We start from the raw sequence: 20,614 nt of genomic DNA on the forward strand, positions 1-20,614 counted from the left end.
CCCACACGCACTCATCATTTTGATGAATGACACGGAGGGGCGCGCGTTCCTACGATGGGGCCCGACCTACACGAACGAAGGAGGCCACATGCAGGCCATCGTATTCCGCGACACCGACAGCCCGATCGAGCACACCGAGGTGCAGCTCGCACCCCCGGCTGCCGGCGAGGTGCGCGTGAAGATCGCCGCCGCAGGCGTCTGCCACTCCGACCTGCACGTCAAGCGCGGAGAGTGGACGGCAGCGGCACCGATGGTCATGGGCCATGAGGGCTCGGGCGTGGTCGTGGAACTGGGCGAGGGCGTCACCTCGCTCGCGGTCGGCGATCATGTCGTGCTCAGCTGGGTGCCGCCGTGCGGCGAGTGCCGCTACTGCCGCTCCGGCCACGAAGCGCGCTGCCAGAAGGTGGCGACGGTCGTCGCCCCGCACGGCGTGCTGTTCGACGGCACCTCGCGCCTGAGCAAGGACGGCGAGACGATCCACCACTACCTCGGCGTCTCCTCGTTCGCCGAGGAGGTCGTGGTGCCCGCCTCCGGCGCCATCAAGGTGCGCGACGACGCCCCTCTCGATGTCATCGCCGTCGTGGGGTGCGCAGTCGCGACCGGCGTCGGCGCGGTCATGAACACGGCCGGCGTCGAGCCCGGTGCGCTCGTCGCCGTGATCGGATGCGGAGGCGTCGGTCTGAACGTCATCCAGGGCGCGCGCCTGGCCGGCGCCGAGCGGATCGTCGCGATCGACGTCCGTGAGGACAAGACCCGCCTGGCCGCACAGTTCGGCGCCACGGACCAGATCGTCGCCCCCGACGGCGACGCGGTCGCACAGCTGCGCGCCCTCCTGCCCGACGGCGTCGACTACGCCTTCGACGCGATCGGCCGCACCGTCACGACCGAGCAGTCCATCGAGATGCTCGGTCTCGGCGGCGCCGCCGTGATCGTCGGCCTCCCGCCCACCGGGGCCCGCGCCTCGTTCGAGCCGCTCGTGCTGGCCGAAGCAGACCAGCGCATCCTCGGCTCCAACTACGGCTCGGTGCGCCCGGCCATCGACATCCCGGCCCTGGTCGACCGGTACATGGACGGGCAGCTGATCCTCGATCCGCTGATCTCCTCGCGCCGCCCCCTCGCCGAGGCCGCCGAGGCGTTCGCCGAGCTCGAATCCGGCCAGGCGCTGCGCACCCTCCTCATCCCCTGACCCGCACTCCCTCCCCTACCCGCACTCCGACAAGACCCGATGCGAAGGAGCACCCCTTGACCACGACAGCCCACCAGCAACCGCCCGGCGCGCCGACCGACGCGGGCCTGCGCCGCGGCGTCATGAGCGGCCCCGAGCTGGCCGCCCAGGCGATCGCCAACATCGCCCCGAGCGCGGTGATCGCGTTCACCGCCGCCGCGATCTTCCTCGGAGCCGGCAACGGCACCATCTACGCGTTCGGCCTCGCGACGATCGTGATCCTCTGCGTCGGCTACTGCGTCGTGGTGTTCGCCCGCAAGCACGCCTCCGCCGGCTCGCTCTACACCTACGTGTCGAAGGGCTTGGGACCGGCGGGGGCATACCTCGCCGGTGCGACGCTGCTGATCGGATGCTTCGGCATCGCGGCGGCATCGCTCATGGGGTCGGTCTCGTACATGAGCCAGTTCCTGACGCTGCTCGGCGTCCCCGCTTCCGGCCTCGGCTGGAGCATCGGGCTGGCGATCGTGCTCGGCGGTCTCGCCACGCTGTTCACCATCCGCGGCATCCGGCTCTCTGCGCGGGTGTCTTTGGTGCTCGAACTGCTGTCGGTCGCGATCATCCTCGTGCTGCTGATCTCGGCGCTCGTGTGGGCAGGCCCCGGGGCCTGGGACCCGGCGCAGCTGCTGGCCGAGGGATCCTCCTTCCAGGGCATCGCCGCCGGCATGGTGCTCGGCATCCTCGGTTTCGTCGGATTCTCCTCGGCGGATGCGCTCGGCCGAGAGGCGAAGAACCCGTACAAGGCCATCCCCCGCGCCATCATGTGGAGCGCCCTCACCGTCGGCATCCTGTACGTCTTCGCGGCGTACACGCAGATCGCCGTGCTCGGCGATGACCTGGCCACCGCGGCGAGCCCCCTGGAGAGCATGTCCGAGCTCATCGGCATGCCGGCCTGGTTCGCCCCGGTGCTGACGTTCGGCGTCGCCGCATCGTTCTTCGCCGTGGTCGTCGCCCCGCTCAACGTCATCGGCCGCATCGTCTACGTGATGGGCAAGGAGGGCGTGGTGCACGAGCGGTTCGGCCGCACGCACGAGCGCCACCTCACGCCGCACCGCGTGCTGCTGGCCGCCGGCGCCCTGGCCGTCATCGTCGACATCGTGTTCCTGATCGCAGGCGCAGAGCCCATGGAGATCCTGGTCTGGGTCAACACCTGGGGCACCTACGGCTACATGGTCGCGTACGCGCTCGTCGCGATCGCGTGCGTGGTCTACACGCAGCGCGCCGGAATGCGCAACGGACTCGTCTGGGTGTGCGCGACCATCGCGGTCGCCACCATGGCGTACGTCTTCTTCGCGAACGTGTTCCCGGTTCCGGCGTTCCCGTTCAACGTGATCCCCTACGTGTTCATCGTCTGCGTGCTCGCGGCGCTCAGCCGGTACTGGTACCTCAAGGCCCGCCAGCCCGAGGTGATCGCCCGCATCGGCAACACCGAGACCTCGGCGATGGACGGAGTCGGCTGATACGGCATCCCCCCTCCGTATCAGCGGCTGCGCGATGTGACCCGAATCCTCATCCCGCAGCGACGAAGGCCCCGCCTCCCCGGCCCCGGGACGGCGGGGCCTTCTGCTGCGCCGTCATGTCGACGGCGTGCGGTGGTCACGACCACTCGATCGCTCCCAGCACCGGCCACGCCCCCTCCGAGGAGTTGGCGATGACCGTTCCCGTCACACCGGAGTCGGGGTCGTGCCAGGTGCGGCCCGAGACGCCGGCGTCGTACCCCTCGAGCAGAACGGTGTCGGACTCCCAGCCGCGCCAGAAGCCGCGGCCGTAGCGCATCTCCTCGTCGTCGACGGAGTACAGAGGTTCCGTGAGCGTGCGCAGCGTGCGCTCGGAGACGATGCGGTGCGCGAAGAGCGCCGCCCAGAAGGCCTGCAGATCACGCGCTGTGGTGGCGGCGCCGCCGTCGCCATTACCTCGCACCGGCAGGTGCAGCACATTCGTCCTGTCGTCGGTGTCGCCGAGGTAGCCGAGAGCCAGATCGCCGGGCATGTCATCCGTCCGCGGGTAGCCGCTCGACGTCATCCCCGCGGGAGCGAACACCTTCTGCTGCACCAGCTCATGGAACGGCACGGATGACGCCCGCTCCGCGATCAGCGCCAGCAGCACGAAACCGCTGTTGCAGTACGCGAACTGCTCCCCGGGGGCACTGACCTGCGAATGCCCGTCGAGCACCGGGATGAATGCCTCGGTGTTGTCGAGCTCGTGCAGCGGGCGATCGATCACGTAGTCCGTGATCGATCCGGTCGACTCGTCGATGTAGTCCCCGATGCCTGACGTATGGGACAGCAGGTGGTCGACCGTGACGGCGTCGTCGACGAGCGGAAGATCGTCGCCCAGAAGAGGGCGCACCGCAGTGTCGAGCGCGAGGACGCCGTCGTCGATGAGCGCCCCCACCGCCAGCGCGGTGAACCCCTTTCCGATGCTGGCGACGAGGCAGCGGCTGTCCACCGTCATGGGGATGCCGCGAGCGCGATCGGCGGAACCGTAGGCGCGGGCGAAGGGCTCCGCATCGGGTGCGTCGACGCGGATGACTCCGCTGAAGCCCGCATCCAGGGCGGCGTCGTGCAGTGCTGTGGTCGTGTCGTGCGGCGAGGTCATGGGAAGAAGAACCCTCTCGATCGTCGGGACGAAGCGCGAGTCGCGCAGCGCTCAGCGGAGATCGCTGTACATCGATGCAATCATGGCTCGAGCAGACGCGCATCCCTCTCCGGGAGGAACGCCTGATACCCCCGGAGGCCGATGCGCACCGTCTCCTCGCCGCCCTACCGTCGAGATCATGACTCCCCGTGCGCTTCCTCGTCGCCTGCTCCTGCCCCTCGTCGCCGCCGGCCGAGCGGGGATCGTGCGGACGGGTGCCGCACTCGTCACGTCGGTTTCCCGAAGTCGGGATTCATACTCTACAGTGTAGAGATATGAACACGGCGAAGAAACAGACACGACTGGAGATGCGCGGCATCCGCAGGTCGTTCGGCGAGCGTGCAGTGCTGCGTGGCGTGGACCTGCGCGTGGAACCAGGACAGGTCCTGGGCCTGCTCGGGCCCAACGGCGCAGGCAAGTCGACGCTGATCGCCATCGCCGACGGCACGCTCGCACCCGACGCCGGTTCGGTGATGGTCGACGGCATCGACCTGCGGACGCGTCGCAGGGCCGCAGCCGCGGTGATCGGCAGCGCGCCGCAGAGCCTCGGGATCTACCCGACGCTGAGCCTGCAGGAGAACGTCCGGGCATTCGCGCGGCTGCATGGCCTCCGCGGCAGCGCTCTGCGCGCGCGATGCACCGAGGTCATCGAGGGCCTCGGACTCGCCTCGAGCGCCCGCCTGCCCGCCGAGCACCTGAGCGGAGGCCAGAAGCGGCGCCTGCATCTCGCGATGGCGCTCACGCACCAGCCTCGCCTGCTGTTCCTCGATGAGCCGACGGTCGGCGCCGACGTCGAGTCGCGACAGCAGATCCTCGACCTCGTGCGCCGGATCGCCGCCGACGGTGCCGCCGTCGTGTACACGACGCACTATCTCCACGAGCTCGAGCAGCTCCCCGCCCGCATCGCGATCCTGCATGACGGCATCGTCGAAGAGCGGGGCACGGTCGACGACGTGGTGCACGCTCAGGGCGGCGGCGCACTGCGCGTGCGGGTGCCGGGCGATGCGCACCCTCCGACCGGGTGGGTGCGCGAGGGCGAGTGGCTGGTCGGCGAACCGGCGCCGACGGCCACGGGAGAACTCCTCGCCGACCTCATCACCGGGCTCGGCGAGCGCGCCGGGGGCATCACCGATGTGCAGTTCTCCCGTCCGACGCTCGAGAGCGCCTACCTGCGGATCCTCCAGGAACGCGCGCCCCGATCGCCCTCGATCGTGGGGGTGCACGATGCTGCGGCCTAGCCTGGCGGTCGCCGCGATCGACGCCCGGATCCTCCTGCGCGACCCGTCGCCGGTCGTGGTCATGACCGTGATCCCCCTCGTCTTCGTGCCGTTCTTCGCACCGGGAGCGCGCGCGCAGCTCGTCGCCGCCGGCTATCCCTCCGCGTCGGGCGTCGAGTACGCCGTGCCCGGCCTGGCGGTGCTGTTCGCCCTGCTGTGCGTGCAGCAGGTCATCACGGCGTTCTTCCGCGAGCGCCAGTGGAACACCTGGGATCGGCTGCGCACGTCGCCGGCGCGCGGCACCGACCTGCTCGTCGGGAAGTCCATGACCGCGTTCGGCGCACAGCTGCTGCAGCTGGTCACCGTGCTCGTCGGCGGCGCGCTGTTCTTCGGATTCCGCCCGACCGGTTCCCTCCCCGCCCTCGCCCTCGTGCTCGTCGCCTTCTCCGCCGCGATGATCGGATTCGGACTGCTGCTGGTCTCGGTGTCGCGTTCGCTCGAGTTCGCGCTGGTCATCGGCAATGTCATCGCCATGCTCATGGCCGGTGTCGGTGGGGCGTTCGGCCCGGTCGACGCCCTGCCGACGTGGATGCAGGCGATCGCGCCGGCATCGCCGGCCTACTGGGCTCTGCGGGCGATGAGTGCGATCACCCTCGATCGGGCGGACCTGCACGATGTCGCCGGGCCCATACTGACGCTCCTGGCCTTCACCACCTGCTTCGCAGTGCTCGCCGCACTCGCACTCGCGCTGCGTGCGCGGAAAGGAACCTCATGATGACTCCCCGTCCCGAGCGGGTATCCCGCCACGACGTGCTCTCGGCCGCCCGCGAGATCGTGGATGCGCAGGGCCTGGAGCAGCTGACGATGCGGCGCCTGGGCACTGCCATCGGTGCGGACCCGATGACCGCCTACCGGCACTTCTCGGGCAAAGCCGAGATCGCCGCGGCCCTCGCCGACGAGTTCTGGGTGGGCCTCTCCCTCCCTTCGCCTGCGGAGTCCGCGGACTGGCGCGCCTACGCGCTGGCGCTCATGCGCACGATCCGCTCCCAGCTGGCGGCGCACCCGGGCCTGATCCCGATCGTCTCGACGCATCCGATCACCTCGCCTGCGGCCTTGACGGTCGCTGACGAGGCCATCGGTGCACTGCTGGACCTGGGCGCTCCGGTCGATCCGTCGCTCGGCGACCTCGTCAACGTGCTCGTCATGGTGACGGTCGCCTCGGCGATGGGAGAGTTCGCGGCGCCTGCCGGCACCGAGCCGGCAGAAGCGGATGCCGCGCACGCGGAGGGGAACCCTGCCGGGCACGACGATGCCGAGGCGGAACTCCTGGCGGCGCTGCCCCATCTCGGACGCGTAGTCGCCGCCGGCTGGGCCCCCTCCGCCGAGCGGCAGTTCGAGGCGGGCGTCGCCGCGATCGTGCACGGGTGGAGCTTCGCGCCACCGGCCACACCCTGATGGACCTCGCAAGCACGGGGCGCATGACCGCTGCCCGCATCCGAAGGAACCCTCTGAGCAGCATCGCGCTGATGCTGCTCATCGCGATCAGTGCGGCGACGGCGGGCGCGGGCGTCTTCGCGCTGACCTCGTCGATCGGCGCGACCGAGCGGCTCTTCCGCCTTGCGCAGGCTCCGGATGCCGTGCAGATGCACGTCGGCCCGCTCGACCCGGACGCGTTGGACGCCTTCGCCGAGGCGAACCCCGACATCGTCCGCGACCATCAGGTCCAGGTCGCGCTCCAGCTCGACAACCTGGCACTGCGCGTGGACGGGGAATCCGACGTCGCCAGAGCGGGCGTCATGGATCTGCTGTTGGTCACGCAGAGCCCGCGGTTCGATCTTCTGCTGGACGCGGAGGGCGAGCCGGTGACCGTGCGCGACGGCCAGATCGCGGTGCCGAGCTACTACGCGAGCGCTTATGAGCTCGCCCCCGGCGACATGGTCGATCTCGTCATCGACGGAGCGGCACAGCCCTACACCGTATCCGACGTCATCCAGGACGCCCAGATGGGTCCGAGCCTGGTCAACTCGAAGCGCTTCGTCGTCTCCGCCGATGACTGGCAGCGGCTCTCCGGCAGCCTTCCCCCAGAGCACATCCTCACCTTCCGCCTCGTGGACGGCGCCGGCGACCGGTTCGCGGAGGCCTATCGCCTCGCGCAGCTGCCCGCGAACGGTGCCGCCGTCGACGGGTCACTGCTGCGCCTGATCACCGCACTGTCCGACGGGCTGGTGGCGATCGTCACCATCCTGGTGAGCCTGATCCTGTTGTCGATCACGCTGCTCTGCCTCCGGATCATGGTGCTCACCGCGCTCGAGGAGGATGCCAGACGGATCGGCGTACTCCGCGCGATCGGCTTCTCCCACCGCGACGTGAGAGGCACCCTGCTCATCGGCTACGCCGTGCATGCCGCCGCGGGATCGATCGTGGCGCTGTTCCTCGTCTGGCCGGTGTCGTCGCTTCTGACGAGCACGGGGAGCGCCACGCTGACGGGCCCGCAGGGCGGATTCGTGTCGGCCGCGACGATCATCACCGTGGTGATCACGTCCATCCTGCCGGTCCTGGTCGCCGCTCAGCTGCTGCGGGGCATCCGCCGCATCAGCCCGCTGGCTGCGCTGACCCGACCGCAGGTGTCGCCGCAGACCGGGCGCCGCCCGCGACGACTCCGGTGGGATCTCCCGACGCCCGTCACCCTGCGCCTCGCCCTGCGCGGCCTGACGTCCCGGCCCGGTGCTGCCGTGCTGCTGATCGCGATGGTCGCCTGCGCGGTCACGCTGTCCGCCCTGCCGCTGCGGGTGACTCAGACGATTGCGGCACCGGACTTCGTCACGGTCATGGGCGTCGGACAGAGCGACATCCGCGCGTTCGTCCGGGAGGGCGTGGAGAGCAGCGCGCCGGGACGACTCGAGCGATCGCTGGCGGACGACCCCGACATCGATCGGTTCGCGAGTGCGACCAGCTATCGCGTCGACGTGGTCGCGGGGAGCCACCGTGAGACCATCGCGCTGGAAGCAGGCGATACCTCTCTCTTCCCCGTCGCGTACGTGCACGGCACCGCACCGAGGCATCCCGGCGAGATCGCGCTGTCGACGCTCGCCGCCGAGACGGCGGGGGTCGGGGTGGGGCAGTCGGTCGACGTGATCTCCGACGACACCAGCCGCAGCTACCGGGTCACGGCGGTCTATCACGACATCACCAACGGCGGACGATCCGGAAAGACCGCGTCGTTCGACGAGGCCACCGGTGTGCCGCTGTGGCGGACCGTGCTGATCGACGTGCGCGAAGGAGTCGATCAGCACGCGAAGGCCACGTCGTTGTCCGGCGAGCATCCCGCGGCCTCGTTCACCGAGCTGGATCGCTTCGTGCAGTACACCCTCGGCGACACGGTCGAGCGGATGCAGGCGGCGTCGATGGTCGCCGGAGGCTCGGCGGCCGTGGTGATGCTCCTGGTGTTCGCGCTGCGAGGCCGACTCGAGTCTGCGCGTGATGAGGCGGACCTGCGGCTGCTGCGGCTGCTCGGGTGGTCAGGGAGCGCCGTGCGCGCCGTTCCGATGCTCCGCACCGTGACTGTGGCCGCGCTCGGGCTCCTCCTCGGAGCCATCGCGACCGAGGCGCTCGGTCCCTCCGTGCTCGGCGCCATGCTCTCTTCGTTCGGCGGCGGGGCGACCGCACTCGCCCCGCCGGACGTCCTGCCCGTCATGACCGCGGCGAGCGTGGCGGCAGCCGTGCTCGCCGGCACGCTGATCGCCTCCTTCGCTCTCCCGACCCTCCGCAACGAAAGCTGAGCATCATGACCCGCTCCCCTCTCATCGACGCCCGAGGCGTCACCCGGCGGTTCCCAGCAGCCGGCGACGACCGCACGACGGTGCTGGACGGCGTCGATCTCGCGATCGAGGAAGGAGACTATGTCGCGCTCACCGGTCCGAGCGGATCGGGCAAGACCACCCTGCTGTCCTGCCTCAGCGGCCTCGACCAGCCCACGTCGGGCTCGGTGCGCCTGGCCGGCACCGACCTCGCGACCCTCGACGACCCTCGCCTCGCGCGCACCCGGCGCACCACGCTCGGGTTCGTCTTCCAACGCACGGATCTGCTCGACGAACTGCTCGTGCGCGACAACATCCTGCTCCCCGCGCACCGGCGACGAGGACGGATTCCGAACGAGACACGAGCGCACACCGCAGGACTCATGGAGCGACTCGGGATCGGGCACCTCGGCGACCGCCGCACGCACGAGCTGTCCGGCGGCCAGCGCCAGCGCGTCGGCATCTGCCGCGCGCTCGTGAACCGGCCCCGCATCGTGTTCGCCGATGAGCCGACGGGCGCTCTGCACAGCGAGTCCGTCGAGGAGGTGCTGGCTGTGTTCGACGAGCTGAACGCCGAGGGCACGACCCTCGTCGTGGTCACGCACGATCCCGCCGTGGCGCGGCGCGCACGTACCCGCTGCCACCTCGTCGACGGACGGATCGTGGACGCGCCGGCGACGGCCTCGGTGCGCTGAGCGCCGGCATCCCCCGCCGAGTGGGCGACAGCGGAGTACATTCGGGGCATGTCGACGTCACAGGTGCTGCAGAGCGAGTTGCGCGAGTTGGATCCGCAGCGCTGGCCGGAGTTTCTCACCGCCCGCTCGGGACTTCCCGGTCCGCGGGCGAACCTCACGCTGGTGGACGCGGCCGCTCGCATCGCCGATCCCCCGGCCATCGAAGCCCTGCTCGTGGACGGCGCGGAGTACCCGATGATGTGCGCGGCGGCGGCGATCGCTCGACGCGCGGCCGAACCCGCATCCGCGGCGCAGGCGCGCACCCTGGCGACGGATGAGCGGTGGCGTGTGCGCGAGGGCGTCGTCATCGGCCTGCAACTGCTCGGCGACGAGTCGCCCGACGCGCTGATCGCGACCGTGCGCGCCTGGGCGGACGATCCCGACCTGTACGTCGAGCGCGCGGCGACCGCGGCGATCTGCGAACCGCGGCTGTTGCGCTCCGCCGCAGCCGCAGCCGCTGCCCTCGACATCTGCCGCCGAACCACTCGGCACCTGACCGCCCTTCCCCGCGAGCGCCGGTCCGAGCCGGCGGCGAGGAACCTCCGGCAGGCGCTGGGCTACTGCTGGAGCATCGCCATCGCCGCCGACCCCGAGCCCGGCCTTGCCGCCTTCCGAGAACTCTCGTCGGAAGACCCCGATGTCGCGTGGATCGTGAAGGAGAACCTGCGCAAGAAGCGGTTGTCCTCGATCATCTGAGGGCCAGGCCGATCTCGAGCTGTCTCCCCGCAGGAAGCTCGGAGCGGATCCCCCTTTCCCGGCCTCCTCACCGACATGCCGTAAATTGTCGACAATCGACGATAAGATGCCGGGAGGCGCGCCCCGCCCATGGCCGCCACCGAGGCCGGAGACGCGGCGCATCCGCCACTCCAGGATCGGACGCATGCATGCACACCTCCCCTCACCACTGGCAGCACCTCGCGGAGCAGGCCGCACGCGGCGCGTTCTCCGCGGTGCTCTTCGATTGCGACGGCACTCTGGTGGACTCGGAACCGTTGTGCGACCGGGCCTGGAGTTCCGTCGCCGACGACCTGGGCCTCCCTCGCACTCCCGACGACTCGGCGGTGGGCTCCAGCTTCGAGCAGAGGGTCGACGCGCTCCGCCCACAGCATCCCGGGCTGCCCCCGTCAGCGGATCTCTACCGCACCTACTGGTCCCGGCTGAGCCGCCTCTATCGCGCAGAGCTCCAGCCGATCACGCCGGTGTACGAGGCTGCGGTGCGACTCCGACGAAGCGGCGTCCCGGTGGCGGTCGTGAGCAACAGCGAACAGCTCCGGCTCGAGTTCACCATCCAGTGCGCGGCGCCGCTGCTGTCCGCCGTACCGCTGGTGGGGTGGAGCCAGGGTCGTCGCCCCAAACCCGCGCCCGATCTGTACCTCCTCGCGGCAGATCTGCTCGAGGTGGAGCCGTCGCGATGCCTTGCCGTGGAAGACAGCACGATCGGCGCGGATGCCGCCCGCGCGGCCGGCATGACGGCGACGCTCGTGCGCTGACCCCGGGCCGGGATCGACTACTCCGCCGCCGCACGCCAGTCTCCGGGAAGCAATTCCGCTCCACCCGTGACCGGATAGGTGGGCACGCTCCGGAAGCCTTCGACGAAGTCCCAGCGAGTTCGCCCGGCTCGCACTTCCGCCTGCTTCCTGGCTTCCGCGATGTAGTCATCACCGTACGCGCGCTGCATCCATTCCACCTGGCTCGCGTGCAACCTCAAGAGCTCTTCCTTGAGCGCCTGGTGTCGCGAGATGTCGACGAGGAACTCGGGCTCGAACGAGATCCCGCCGAGCGTGTCCATCACGAACAGATGCGGGATCCTGTCCAGTGCCGGGTACCGAGTGCGCACGTGCGGCACCGCGGCAGGGATGCGGCTGTCGATCGCGATCTGGCCCGCGATGCGGTGATCGGGGTGGTAGTCGTCGGTGGAGTGCACGAAGACGACGTCGGCTCGCGCCTGGCGATACGCGTCGATGAACGCCACTCGGCTCGCGCGGTCGTTGAAGAGCATCTCGTCCGGGAAGCCCATCCAGATCAGGTCGGCCCCCAGACGGGAGGTGGAAGCCTCGGCCTCGTCGAAACGTTGCGCGGCGATCTTCGCGGGATCGGCGCCCCCTCCCCCGACTTCGCCGTTGGTGGCGATCGCGAAGGTCACCTTCGCTCCCGCTTCGGCATACAGCGCCATCGTCCCGCCGCAGAGGATCTCGATGTCATCCGGATGGGCCCCGATGGCGAGGACGGAGAGTTCGGACAGGTCAGGGGTTCGCTGCGTCATGAGGATTCCTTCTCTCGGGAGGTGGATGCGGGCACGCCGAGCATCACTTGAGCCCGCTGGAGGCGAAGCTTGCGACGATGTGACGACGCAGCGCGAGGAAGACCAGGATCACCGGGATCGCCGCGAGCATCGAGACGGCGAGCACCTGACCGTAGTCGGTGGCGTTGGAGCCGCGGAACTGGGAGAGTCCGAGGGGCACCGTCGTCATCCCTGTGCTTCCCACCACGATGAGCGGCCAGAGGAAGTTGTTCCAGCTCGCGAGGAAGGTGAGCGCCCCCAGAGCCGCCAGCGGCCCCCGCGCCAGGGGCAGGACGATCCTCAGGAAGATCCGCAGTTCACCCGCGCCGTCGATGCGTGCGGCTTCGAACAGCGCCTGCGGCAGCCCCGAGAGGAATTGCCGCATCAGGAAGACTCCGAACGCACTGACCGCACCGGGGATGATCAGCCCCGCGAAGCTGTCGAGCCACCCCAGCGTGCGCACCTGGATGAAGAGCGGGATCATGATGGCCTGGAACGGCATCATCATCGCCGCGAGCGTCAGAACGAACAGCACTCGTCTCCCCGGGAACGAGAAGCGCGCGAACCCGTAGCCCGCCGTCACGCTGCCCACCAGCGTGAGAGCCGTGACAGCGATCGCGACGAGGAAGCTGTTCGCGAAGTAGGTCACGAACGGAGACGACTGCCATCCCTGCACGTAGTTGTCGAGGGTGAATCGAGTGGGCAGCTGGAACAGCCCTGTGCTCATCACCTCCCCGGTGGGGGTGAAGGACGACTTCACCGCCCAGATCAGCGGCGTCGCGACGAGCAGGGCCGCCCCGACGAGCAGCACATGCGGGCCGGATCGGCGCAGGATCCGGAGCGAACGGGTGTCAGTCGTCATGCGAACTCCTCAGTGCGCGGAACTGGACGATGGCGAAGAGGATGGCGATGACCAGCAGTACGACGGCCATCGCCGAGGCCTTGCCGACGTTTCCGAACGAGAATCCGACCTGGTAGATGTACAGCGACAGCGTCTGCGTCGCACCGCCGGGCCCTCCCTGAGTCAGCAGGTACGGCTGGACGAACAAGGTCAGGGCCTCCGTCGTCGCGATCACCAGCACGAAGAGGAGGACGGGGCGTAGCAACGGCACGATGATGTGCACCAATCGCTGCAGGGGCCCCGCACCGTCCATGCTGGCCGCTTCCAGGATCTCGGCGGGGATGTCCTGAAGACCGGCGAACACGAGGATGGTGTAGTAGCCGACGTTCGTCCACACCATGAGCATGAGGATCGAGACGAGTGCCCACACCGGATCGGCGAGCCATTTGATCTGCGTCCCGAGCAGCGTGTTGATCACGCCCTGCCCCAGGTACATGGCACCCCAGATGATGGACGAGACCACGCTCGGGATCACCAGAGGCAGATAGAACACCGCCTGATAGGCGGCCCGACCGCGAGCGACGTTGCTCATCAGCAGAGCGAGGACCAGTGCCAGCACGGAGCCGGGGAGTGCGACGCCGGCCGCGACCTGGAAGGTCACGATCAGCGCCTGCCCGAATGCCGAATCCTCGAACAGAGCCAGGTAGTTGGCCGCGCCGACGAACTTCGGGCTCCCCACGAGGAACCACTCGGTGAAGCTGAGCACGATCGCGGCGACCGACGGACCCAGCACGAACACCGTGAGCCAGAGGAAGGTCGGCGCCACGAACGCGATTCCGACACGTGCTTCGCGGCGAGGGAGGGAGGCGGGGCGTTCGCGTCGATGCGGTGTCACGATCGCCGAGGTTGAGTCATCCATGGTTCTCCGTTCCGTCGGGGTGCGGTCGACGCATCGACCGCACCCCGACGCCTCAGTTGTCGAGCAGAGGCTCGATCGCGGCGTGCGCTGCATCGAGCGCGCTCTGCGCGTCGTCGCCGTTGACGACCACTCGCTGGATGGCGCTCTCGAGGATCTGGCTGATCTCGTTGTACTGGCTCAGCGGCGGGAGGAAGTTGCCGCGAGCGAACCCTTCGACGAACACGTCCCAGCTCGGAACATCGGCGGTCGCCTCATCGATCAGCACATCGTTGTCTCCGAGCCAGATCCCGGCCTCCGCGAAGTAGGTGGGAGAAGCATCGGCCAGGTAACGCGCGAACTCCCACGCCTCCTTCTGGTGCGCACTGGTCGCCGGCACGTAGAGTCCGTAGCCGTACAGATCCGCGCCCACCTCCTCCCCACCGAACGTGGGGTACTGGCCGACCGTCCAGTCGATGTCCGGATAGGTTCCCTCCAGCGTGGGGATGAACCAGGAGCCGCCGGTGTTGACCATCGCCGCGGTCCCGTCACCGAAGAGGTCCTCCGCATTGGTGGAGGCGGTCGGCCCGAGCGCGGGGTCGTTGACGCCGTGATCGTTCGCCAGGTCTCCCCAGGTCTGCAGCGCCTTGACGGCCTCCGGCGAGTTGACGAACGATTCCGAGCCGTCGGGACCGAACAGCATTCCGCCCGCCTGCCTGGTCATGGCGTCGAGCACGAGCACATCACGCACCTGGTTGTTCAGTGACAGCGCCACTCCTTCGGCCGGACCACCCGGCGCATCCTGGACCAGCGCCCCCACGGTCGCGACGTCGGCCCACGTCTTCGGGAAGTCCTTCGCCGGATCGAGGCCGGCGTTGGCGAAGTGCTGATCGTTGACCCAGAACTGATAGGTGGAGATCTCGTGCGGGATGCCGATGAACTCTCCGTCGGCGGAGAATCCGGCCCCGATCGCCTCGGTGTACTGGGCCGCGAGCTCGTCGGCGGTCATGCCGTACGCCTCGTGGTCGACGGGGGCGAGGTAGCCCTTGCCGATCAGGCCGGCGGCATACGACTGGAAGTAGTTGACGAGGTCGGGCCCGCCGCCTGCCGCGATCGCGGCGTTGAGCTTGGCGGCCATGGTCCCGAACTCGATGGGCAGGTAGTCGATGCGCACGCCCGGATGGTCTTTCTCGTACTGAGCGATCAACTCGCGTTCGACCGCCTGCGCAGGAGCGTTGACATGAGTCCAGTAGGTGATCGTCGTCGAGCCGTCCGCGGACGGCGATCCCTCTCCCGCACACCCGGTGACAGCCAGCGCGGCAAGTGCCGCGACGGTGATGCCTGTTCCGCGCCGACCCCAGAGTCGTCGTTCCATAGTGTTCACGCCTTCCGCCCATTCGGTAGCTGAATGCCGGCAGCCCTGCCGACGGATCGACTCTAGTCGATTGTCGACAATCATCCTCAGACCGTGATCCGTCTGTTCTCGAAGGGCGTCTCTGCGGGCGCTCGACGGCAGCGAGCGCACCCTCGAACGCGAACTCAGAACGTGTTCGCGCTCTTGGCCAGCAGACCTCCGTCGCACACGAGATGGCTGCCCGTGACGTAGGCGCTCTCGTCGCTCAGGAGCCAGAGGACCGCATCCGCGATCTCCTCCGGTCGCGCCATCCGGCCGAGGGGGATCTGACGCTGCGCCGCCTGCGCGAGCTCGGCACGACGGGCCAGCAGCGCCTCCCCCTCCAACCCGAAGTAGAGGATGTCCGTATCGGTGGCCCCGGGCACGACCGCGTTCACGCGCACTCCGTCCGGGGCGCCGTCCAGGGCGGCTGCGCGCACGAATGCCGAGATGCCGCCTTTCGACGCACCGTAGGCGGTGTTCGCACCTCCGGCGAAGCCCACGAACGCAGACGGCGACGAGACGCACACCAGCGATCCGCCCGATCCCTGCGCACGCCAGTGATTCACGGCCGCCCGAGACGTGAGGAATGTTCCGCGGAGGTTCACCGCCATCACACGATCCCAGGACTCCACGGTCGCGGAGGCGAGGGGCTCGCTCACCTCGATACCCGCATTGGCCACGACGCCCGAGATCGCCGGCAGCCGATCGGCGACAGCCTCGAATGCAGCGTCCACCTCACGCTCATCGCTCACATCGCAGACGAGCGGAAGGGCCGATGCCGCGCCCGCAGCGAGGACCGCGGATGCCGCGTCGGCCAGCGCCTGCTCGTCGATGTCGAGCAGGGCGACGTGTCTTCCTCGCTTCGCCGCTCCGATGGCGATGCCGCGGCCGATCCCGGATGCGGCTCCCGTGACGACGACCGCGCTCACCGGTCGCTCTCCGCTACCGCTGCGGAGGAGAAGTGCGTGCGGATGTGCTCCGTGATCGCCTGCAGGCCGTGGTCGCTGTCACCGCTGCGCAGCGCACGGATGAGGTCTCGATGCTGCTCCGCCACCGCGTGCGAGTCGCCGTAGTAGTTCGCGTCACGGCGGAAGTACGCACGGACGCGGGGCTGAATCGTGCGCCAGATCTGCAGGCAGTGCTGCTGGCCGGACAGGATGACGATGGCCTCATGGAACCGGATGTCGTCATCGGCGAGACGAGCAAGATCACCCGCGGAGGCAGCCGCGTCCATGCTGTCGATGATGCTCTCCAGTCCGGCGATATCGTCGTCCGTCACCACCGACATCGCCTTGTCGAACGCGAAGCGCTCGAGCGCGACACGGATCGGCACGAGCACATTCTCGATCTCCTCCTGCGAGACGCCGAGGACCTCGGTCCCGCGGTACGGGTAGGACACGACGAGGCCTTCCTGCTCGAGCTGACGCAGAGCCTCGCGGACCGGTGCACGACTCGTGCCCAGCTGCGCGGCCAGCTCCAGCTCGGTCAACTTCTGCCCCACTTCCAGATCCCCGGTCGTGATGGCCTCGCGGAGGATCTCCGCGACGCGCTCACGACGCGACGCGGCAGGGACGGAGGGGAGGGAGGAGAGAGCGCTCATCATGTCATCATACCCGCGAGTCGGCGATTGTCGACAAAGTCCATCCGCATCTCAGAGAGGCGCGGAAACTCTGACCGGCGCCCAGTCGTTCCACCGCGTCTGCGGCGATCGCATCGCCCACGCTCAGGCCGGCCGCTGTCGAGGGTTCCCACGCGAGCGTGTCTGCGCGCGGGAGTTCGGCGGCCGCGTAGTTGTACCAGTACAGCCAGTGCGGAAGCGTGCCGGCCTCGTCGCTCAGAGCGATCGTGAGGCTCCGGCCGACGACGCCGGCCGCTGCGCCCGCGTCGCTGCGGGCGGCATGCCCTGCGGCGCGGTTCGCAGATGAGGGCACCGCCGCCACCTGCTCCCCGGCGAAGCAGGCATGACCCCCGGCGAAGAGGTCGCGCGAGAAGCACGGATGCTCGCCCCAGGTGAACGATCGCACCCCCGAGCCCGCGTTCCGCACGGTGCTCGACACCGTGAGGGCGTCGGGTTCGAGCTCGATGGTCCGCGCCACCTCCGCGATGCCTCCGTCGAGGAACGGCCCCGTCGCCGTGCAGACCGCTCTCGTCGCGCTGCGCTCGAGCACCGCCCACGCCACGCGGGGCGCCCAGCCGTGCTGTTGCGTCGTCGCGGTGGGAACGCCTGCGCTGGGGAACATCGGGAACCAGCCGCCGATGAGGACCTCATCGTCGAACTCGCGGGCCGACTCCTCACCGACCGCCTCGGACTGCTCGAGTGCACGCGGCCGACGCCCGTCGGTCCAGAGGATGTTGCCCTCACCGAGGTCGATCGACTGGATCACGCAGCCGTGAGCCGGTGCGATCGACACCCGAGCGCCGCCGGCGCGCAGCACGAGGACCTCCGCCGCCGGCGTCGGGAGGTCTGCGCGGGCCGTCCGGGTCGATGACGGCGTCATCGCCCCTCCCCCTCACGGCCTCCCCCGCCCGCGTGCATCTCCTCGAGGGAGCGGCCGTTGGTCTCCCGGACGCAGAAGAACACGAGCAGGAACGACAGTGCCGCCATCACGGCATACAGGGCGTAGCTGCCGGGAAGCGAGATGTCTCGCAGGCTCGGGAAGGAGAAGTTCAGCGCCACTCCCGCGAACCAGTTCGCCGAGGCGCATACCGACAGCGCGACTCCGCGGATGCGGTTCGGGAACATCTCACCCAGCAACACCCACACCACCGGCCCCCAGGAGACGGCGAAAGCGACGACGAAGAGGTTCGCGCCGACCAGGGTGATCGGTCCCCACACGCCATCCAGCTGGGGCGACCCGTCGACCATGCGCGCCGTCGAGAACCCGATGCTCACGATGACGAGGCTGATGAACATCCCCACCGACCCCGTGAGAAGCAGCGCGCGGCGCCCGACGCGATCGATGAGCACGATGGCGACCACGGTGGCGGCCACGTTGATGAAGGAGCTGAGCACCGACAAGCCGAACGCGGCGGACTCCTCGAATCCGACCGATTCCCAGAGCGAGGTGGAGTAGTAGAAGATCACGTCGATGCCGACGAGCGCCTGCAACGCAGCCACCCCGATGCCCACCCAGACCACGGGGAGGAGGCCACGGCGTCTGTCCAGCAGATCGCGGAATCGACCGGACTCCTTCTGGTGCAGCGTGTCCTCGATCCGATCGGTGAGGATGCGTGCCTCGGCCGGATCGACCCGCTGGAGGCGGATGAGCACCCGACGGGCCGCCTCGACCCGCCCGCGCGCGACCAGGTACCTCGGGGACTCCGGGACGACGAGCGCGAGCACCAGGTAGATCAGCGCGGGGATCACGCCCGCGATGAACATCCAGCGCCACGCCGGGAGCCCGAGGAACAGCTCGGCATCCGCACCACCCAGCGCCAACGCGATGCCGCTGTCGGAGAGGAGAGCCACGAAGATCCCCAGCACGATCGCCATCTGCTGCATCGAGGCCAGTCGCCCACGGGCGTGTGCGGGGGCGATCTCCGAGATGTAGAGGGGGCCGAGCACGGTGGCGAAGCCGACCGCGATACCGGTCACGAGTCGCCACGCGGCGAGATCGAACACCCCGTGGGCCATGCCGCATCCGATCGCCGCGATGAAGAAGACGATGCCGGCGGCGAGCATCGTGCGGGGACGCCCGATGCGGTCCGCGATCCACCCCGCGCCGAGCGCGCCCAGCGCTGCACCGAGGAGCGTCACCGCGACCACGACGCCGAGGCCGACGGCGTCCAGGCCGAGATTGCCCTCGATCGCCGTGACTGCGCCGTTGATCACCGCGGTGTCGAATCCGAAGAGGAAGCCACCGACCGCCGCGGCGACCGCGAACCCGGTCACGGCCGGGGTGAGGCGCCCGCTCTCCCCGACGCTGTCCGGTGCGGTTCCGGGCGCGCGGCCGCGGCGGCGGGTCGGCGCGGGGCCGAGGGCCGGGGATGACGTTTCAGGTGACATCTACTCGTTCCAATCGGTTTCCAGGTCGGTGCATGGTGCGGGCTCCGTTCGTGACGACCGGCGTGCCGTTCACCCAGACATGCCGGGCCGCGGTGGCGTAGCGCTCCGGCATGACGAAGGTGTCCGTCTCGCGCAGCAGCCGCTGGTCCCAGAGCACCAGGTCGGCGAACGCCCCCTCCACGACGCGCCCCCTGTCGCGGAGGCCGAAGTGCGCCGCGACCGCCGCCGTCATCTTGTGCACGGCGTTCTCGAGCGTCAGGGTGCCCGTCCGCAGCGCGTGGTGCCCCAGGAAGTGCTGGTATCCGTGGAAGAACAACGGATGCGGCGTCCGCGCGCCGAGAATGCCGTCGCGGCGGGAGGTGAAGCCGTCGACGCCGAGCAGGAACAGGTCGTGGCCGACCGCCTCGGCGACATGATCCGGCGCGAACAGCGCTCCCATGAACTGCACCGCTCCCAGATCGGCGCCGGACGCCGCGATGACGTCGAAGTAGGCGTCCCACTCGTCCGTCCCGTTGGCGGCGGCGATCTCCGGGAATGTGAGGCCCTCCCATTCGGGCGTGGCGGGGCTCACGGCCAGACGGACCCGATCCCACTGCCCGCTGTGCACGAATCGCCAGTAGCGATCGGAGTCCGCGCGGACGCGCTCGCGCACCTCCGGACGCCGGAGGGCATCGGCAGCCGCCTGCTCCCCGTCGGAGAGCAGCCACTCGGGCAGCAGGCCTGCGGCGAGCCCGATGCCGTCCGGATAGGGCGTCATGTCCGCCAGCACGTCGATACCGGAACGACGCTCGCGCTCCAGCCGCGCCACCGCTTCCGCCCAGGCTCCTTCCGCGGCTCCCGTGCGGTGCCGGACGTTCAGATGCGAGAGCTGTGCACGCAGCCCTCCGGCGTGCACGACGCGGAAGAACTCCTCGACGGCTTGGGACAGCGCGGCGTCGCGGTTGCGGATGTGGCTGGCGTACATCGCGCCGTGTCGGCCCGCCACGCGCGCGAGGGCCTCCAGCTCCGCGGTCTCCGCGTTCCGCCCGGCGCCGTACTCGAGCCCGGAGCTGAAGCCGAGCGCCCCCGCCTCCAACGCCTCCTGCAGGTGCCGCTCCATCGTGCTGACGAGGTCGCCCCTTTCTCGCTCGGCGGCCCGGCGCAGTCCGGTGTGCCCGACGAACCACGCCAGGTTCTGCGCGGTGCCTCCGCCGTGCACGACGCTCAGCAACTCGGCGAAGGAATGCCACCGCACCTCGCCCTCGTACCCGAACGCGGCCAGCGCACGACGAGCGGTCTCCTCGTCGCCCTCCGCGATCGGCGCATACGTGACGCCGCAGTTGCCGACGATCTCGGTGGTGACTCCTTGATGCACGGTGCTGAGTGCGTCGCGGTTCCCGAGGATCGACCAGTCGCTGTGGCTGTGGGGATCGATGAGGCCGGGGGTGAGCAGGAGTCCCGCGGCATCGATCTCCTGGGGGGCTCTTGCTCCCTGGTCACGACCGACGAACGCGATGCGCTCACCGGTGATCCCGACGTCCGCCACGAACGGAGGGGCGCCGGAACCGTCGATCACGCTCGCGCCGCGGATGAGCACGTCGATCACGAG

The 20,614-nt window shown here is 69.4% G+C and carries 19 protein-coding genes; 9 read left to right on the forward strand and 10 right to left on the reverse strand.

Going from position 1 to position 20,614, the window contains the following annotated elements:
- Positions 1 to 88: 88 nt before the first annotated feature.
- Both KZC51_RS17180 and KZC51_RS17185 read left to right on the forward strand, forming a co-directional pair.
- Positions 89 to 1,186 carry an alcohol dehydrogenase catalytic domain-containing protein gene (locus KZC51_RS17180; RefSeq protein ID WP_247631221.1) on the forward strand — a complete coding sequence of 366 codons (1,098 nt, stop codon included), beginning with the start codon at positions 89 to 91 and terminating at the stop codon, positions 1,184 to 1,186.
- A 122-nt stretch (positions 1,187 to 1,308) separates the two neighbouring features.
- Entirely contained in the window at positions 1,309 to 2,682 is a 1,374-nt protein-coding gene (locus KZC51_RS17185) for an APC family permease (RefSeq protein WP_308194324.1), read from the forward strand.
- 136 nt (positions 2,683 to 2,818) lie between these two features.
- Here the strand turns inward: KZC51_RS17185 and KZC51_RS17190 are convergent, their stop codons facing one another.
- Positions 2,819 to 3,820 (reverse strand): serine hydrolase domain-containing protein, encoded by a 1,002-nt coding sequence (locus KZC51_RS17190; protein ID WP_247631223.1) that lies wholly within the window; start codon positions 3,818 to 3,820, stop codon positions 2,819 to 2,821.
- 314 nt (positions 3,821 to 4,134) lie between these two features.
- Between KZC51_RS17190 and KZC51_RS17195 the strand changes: the two genes are divergently transcribed.
- The 7 genes from KZC51_RS17195 to KZC51_RS17225 all read left to right on the forward strand — a co-directional run bounded on the left by KZC51_RS17195 (position 4,135) and on the right by KZC51_RS17225 (position 11,097).
- Positions 4,135 to 5,097, forward strand: a complete 963-nt coding sequence (locus KZC51_RS17195; protein WP_247631224.1) for an ABC transporter ATP-binding protein — start codon at positions 4,135 to 4,137, stop codon at positions 5,095 to 5,097.
- Positions 5,084 to 5,851: an ABC transporter permease gene (locus KZC51_RS17200; protein WP_247631225.1), complete on the forward strand. Its 768-nt coding sequence runs from the start codon at positions 5,084 to 5,086 to the stop codon at positions 5,849 to 5,851. Before KZC51_RS17195 ends, KZC51_RS17200 begins: the two co-directional genes overlap by 14 nt.
- On the forward strand, positions 5,848 to 6,531 hold the full coding sequence (locus tag KZC51_RS17205; protein WP_247631226.1) for a TetR/AcrR family transcriptional regulator: 684 nt from the start codon (positions 5,848 to 5,850) through the stop codon (positions 6,529 to 6,531). Before KZC51_RS17200 ends, KZC51_RS17205 begins: the two co-directional genes overlap by 4 nt.
- Positions 6,532 to 6,554: 23 nt before the next feature.
- On the forward strand, positions 6,555 to 8,855 hold the full coding sequence (locus tag KZC51_RS17210) for an FtsX-like permease family protein (RefSeq protein WP_247631227.1): 2,301 nt from the start codon (positions 6,555 to 6,557) through the stop codon (positions 8,853 to 8,855).
- Between the two features lie 5 nt (positions 8,856 to 8,860).
- A complete protein-coding gene (locus KZC51_RS17215) occupies positions 8,861 to 9,568 on the forward strand; it encodes an ABC transporter ATP-binding protein (RefSeq protein ID WP_247631228.1) in 708 nt (235 codons plus the stop codon).
- 48 nt (positions 9,569 to 9,616) lie between these two features.
- Positions 9,617 to 10,303: a HEAT repeat domain-containing protein gene (locus tag KZC51_RS17220; RefSeq protein ID WP_247631229.1), complete on the forward strand. Its 687-nt coding sequence runs from the start codon at positions 9,617 to 9,619 to the stop codon at positions 10,301 to 10,303.
- A gap of 188 nt (positions 10,304 to 10,491) precedes the next feature.
- Positions 10,492 to 11,097, forward strand: coding sequence for an HAD family hydrolase (locus KZC51_RS17225; RefSeq protein WP_247631230.1), 606 nt, complete (start codon positions 10,492 to 10,494; stop codon positions 11,095 to 11,097).
- Positions 11,098 to 11,114: 17 nt separating this feature from the next.
- Here KZC51_RS17225 and KZC51_RS17230 read toward each other — a convergent pair whose 3' ends face one another.
- From KZC51_RS17230 to KZC51_RS17910, 9 genes are all read right to left on the reverse strand, one after another.
- Positions 11,115 to 11,870 (reverse strand): PIG-L deacetylase family protein, encoded by a 756-nt coding sequence (locus tag KZC51_RS17230; protein WP_247631231.1) that lies wholly within the window; start codon positions 11,868 to 11,870, stop codon positions 11,115 to 11,117.
- A gap of 43 nt (positions 11,871 to 11,913) precedes the next feature.
- Positions 11,914 to 12,750 carry a carbohydrate ABC transporter permease gene (locus KZC51_RS17235; RefSeq protein ID WP_247631232.1) on the reverse strand — a complete coding sequence of 279 codons (837 nt, stop codon included), beginning with the start codon at positions 12,748 to 12,750 and terminating at the stop codon, positions 11,914 to 11,916.
- Positions 12,740 to 13,648 carry a carbohydrate ABC transporter permease gene (locus KZC51_RS17240; protein WP_247631233.1) on the reverse strand — a complete coding sequence of 303 codons (909 nt, stop codon included), beginning with the start codon at positions 13,646 to 13,648 and terminating at the stop codon, positions 12,740 to 12,742. Before KZC51_RS17240 ends, KZC51_RS17235 begins: the two co-directional genes overlap by 11 nt.
- Positions 13,649 to 13,700: 52 nt before the next feature.
- Positions 13,701 to 14,999, reverse strand: a complete 1,299-nt coding sequence (locus KZC51_RS17245) for an extracellular solute-binding protein (RefSeq protein WP_247631234.1) — start codon at positions 14,997 to 14,999, stop codon at positions 13,701 to 13,703.
- Between the two features lie 164 nt (positions 15,000 to 15,163).
- The gene (locus KZC51_RS17250; RefSeq protein WP_247631235.1) at positions 15,164 to 15,949 is read right to left on the reverse strand and encodes an SDR family NAD(P)-dependent oxidoreductase; all 786 of its coding nucleotides are present in this window, start codon (positions 15,947 to 15,949) and stop codon (positions 15,164 to 15,166) included.
- A complete protein-coding gene (locus KZC51_RS17255; RefSeq protein WP_247631236.1) occupies positions 15,946 to 16,620 on the reverse strand; it encodes a GntR family transcriptional regulator in 675 nt (224 codons plus the stop codon). The genes KZC51_RS17250 and KZC51_RS17255 overlap by 4 nt, the downstream gene beginning before the upstream one ends.
- A gap of 7 nt (positions 16,621 to 16,627) precedes the next feature.
- The gene (locus KZC51_RS17260; RefSeq protein WP_247631237.1) at positions 16,628 to 17,518 is read right to left on the reverse strand and encodes an aldose epimerase family protein; all 891 of its coding nucleotides are present in this window, start codon (positions 17,516 to 17,518) and stop codon (positions 16,628 to 16,630) included.
- Positions 17,515 to 19,026 carry a sugar porter family MFS transporter gene (locus KZC51_RS17265; protein WP_247631238.1) on the reverse strand — a complete coding sequence of 504 codons (1,512 nt, stop codon included), beginning with the start codon at positions 19,024 to 19,026 and terminating at the stop codon, positions 17,515 to 17,517. Before KZC51_RS17265 ends, KZC51_RS17260 begins: the two co-directional genes overlap by 4 nt.
- Complete coding sequence (locus tag KZC51_RS17910; protein WP_308194320.1) at positions 19,016 to 20,611, reverse strand: N-acyl-D-amino-acid deacylase family protein; 1,596 nt, start codon at positions 20,609 to 20,611, stop codon at positions 19,016 to 19,018. Before KZC51_RS17910 ends, KZC51_RS17265 begins: the two co-directional genes overlap by 11 nt.
- Positions 20,612 to 20,614 lie beyond the last annotated feature (3 nt).

Origin of the sequence: Microbacterium croceum (assembly GCF_023091245.1) — a bacterium.
Classification (GTDB): Bacteria; Actinomycetota; Actinomycetes; order Actinomycetales; family Microbacteriaceae; genus Microbacterium; species Microbacterium croceum.

What these genes read in the sequence shown, in the direction of transcription:
- KZC51_RS17180 (WP_247631221.1), top strand. Translation starts at nt 89, where the DNA reads ATGCAGGCCATCGTATTCCGCGACACCGACAGCCCGATCGAGCACACC.
- KZC51_RS17185 (WP_308194324.1), top strand. Translation starts at nt 1,309, where the DNA reads ATGAGCGGCCCCGAGCTGGCCGCCCAGGCGATCGCCAACATCGCCCCG.
- KZC51_RS17190 (WP_247631223.1), bottom strand. Translation starts at nt 3,820, where the DNA reads ATGACCTCGCCGCACGACACGACCACAGCACTGCACGACGCCGCCCTG.
- KZC51_RS17195 (WP_247631224.1), top strand. Translation starts at nt 4,135, where the DNA reads ATGAACACGGCGAAGAAACAGACACGACTGGAGATGCGCGGCATCCGC.
- KZC51_RS17200 (WP_247631225.1), top strand. Translation starts at nt 5,084, where the DNA reads ATGCTGCGGCCTAGCCTGGCGGTCGCCGCGATCGACGCCCGGATCCTC.
- KZC51_RS17205 (WP_247631226.1), top strand. Translation starts at nt 5,848, where the DNA reads ATGATGACTCCCCGTCCCGAGCGGGTATCCCGCCACGACGTGCTCTCG.
- KZC51_RS17210 (WP_247631227.1), top strand. Translation starts at nt 6,555, where the DNA reads ATGACCGCTGCCCGCATCCGAAGGAACCCTCTGAGCAGCATCGCGCTG.
- KZC51_RS17215 (WP_247631228.1), top strand. Translation starts at nt 8,861, where the DNA reads ATGACCCGCTCCCCTCTCATCGACGCCCGAGGCGTCACCCGGCGGTTC.
- KZC51_RS17220 (WP_247631229.1), top strand. Translation starts at nt 9,617, where the DNA reads ATGTCGACGTCACAGGTGCTGCAGAGCGAGTTGCGCGAGTTGGATCCG.
- KZC51_RS17225 (WP_247631230.1), top strand. Translation starts at nt 10,492, where the DNA reads ATGCACACCTCCCCTCACCACTGGCAGCACCTCGCGGAGCAGGCCGCA.
- KZC51_RS17230 (WP_247631231.1), bottom strand. Translation starts at nt 11,870, where the DNA reads ATGACGCAGCGAACCCCTGACCTGTCCGAACTCTCCGTCCTCGCCATC.
- KZC51_RS17235 (WP_247631232.1), bottom strand. Translation starts at nt 12,750, where the DNA reads ATGACGACTGACACCCGTTCGCTCCGGATCCTGCGCCGATCCGGCCCG.
- KZC51_RS17240 (WP_247631233.1), bottom strand. Translation starts at nt 13,648, where the DNA reads ATGGATGACTCAACCTCGGCGATCGTGACACCGCATCGACGCGAACGC.
- KZC51_RS17245 (WP_247631234.1), bottom strand. Translation starts at nt 14,999, where the DNA reads ATGGAACGACGACTCTGGGGTCGGCGCGGAACAGGCATCACCGTCGCG.
- KZC51_RS17255 (WP_247631236.1), bottom strand. Translation starts at nt 16,620, where the DNA reads ATGAGCGCTCTCTCCTCCCTCCCCTCCGTCCCTGCCGCGTCGCGTCGT.
- KZC51_RS17260 (WP_247631237.1), bottom strand. Translation starts at nt 17,518, where the DNA reads ATGACGCCGTCATCGACCCGGACGGCCCGCGCAGACCTCCCGACGCCG.
- KZC51_RS17265 (WP_247631238.1), bottom strand. Translation starts at nt 19,026, where the DNA reads ATGTCACCTGAAACGTCATCCCCGGCCCTCGGCCCCGCGCCGACCCGC.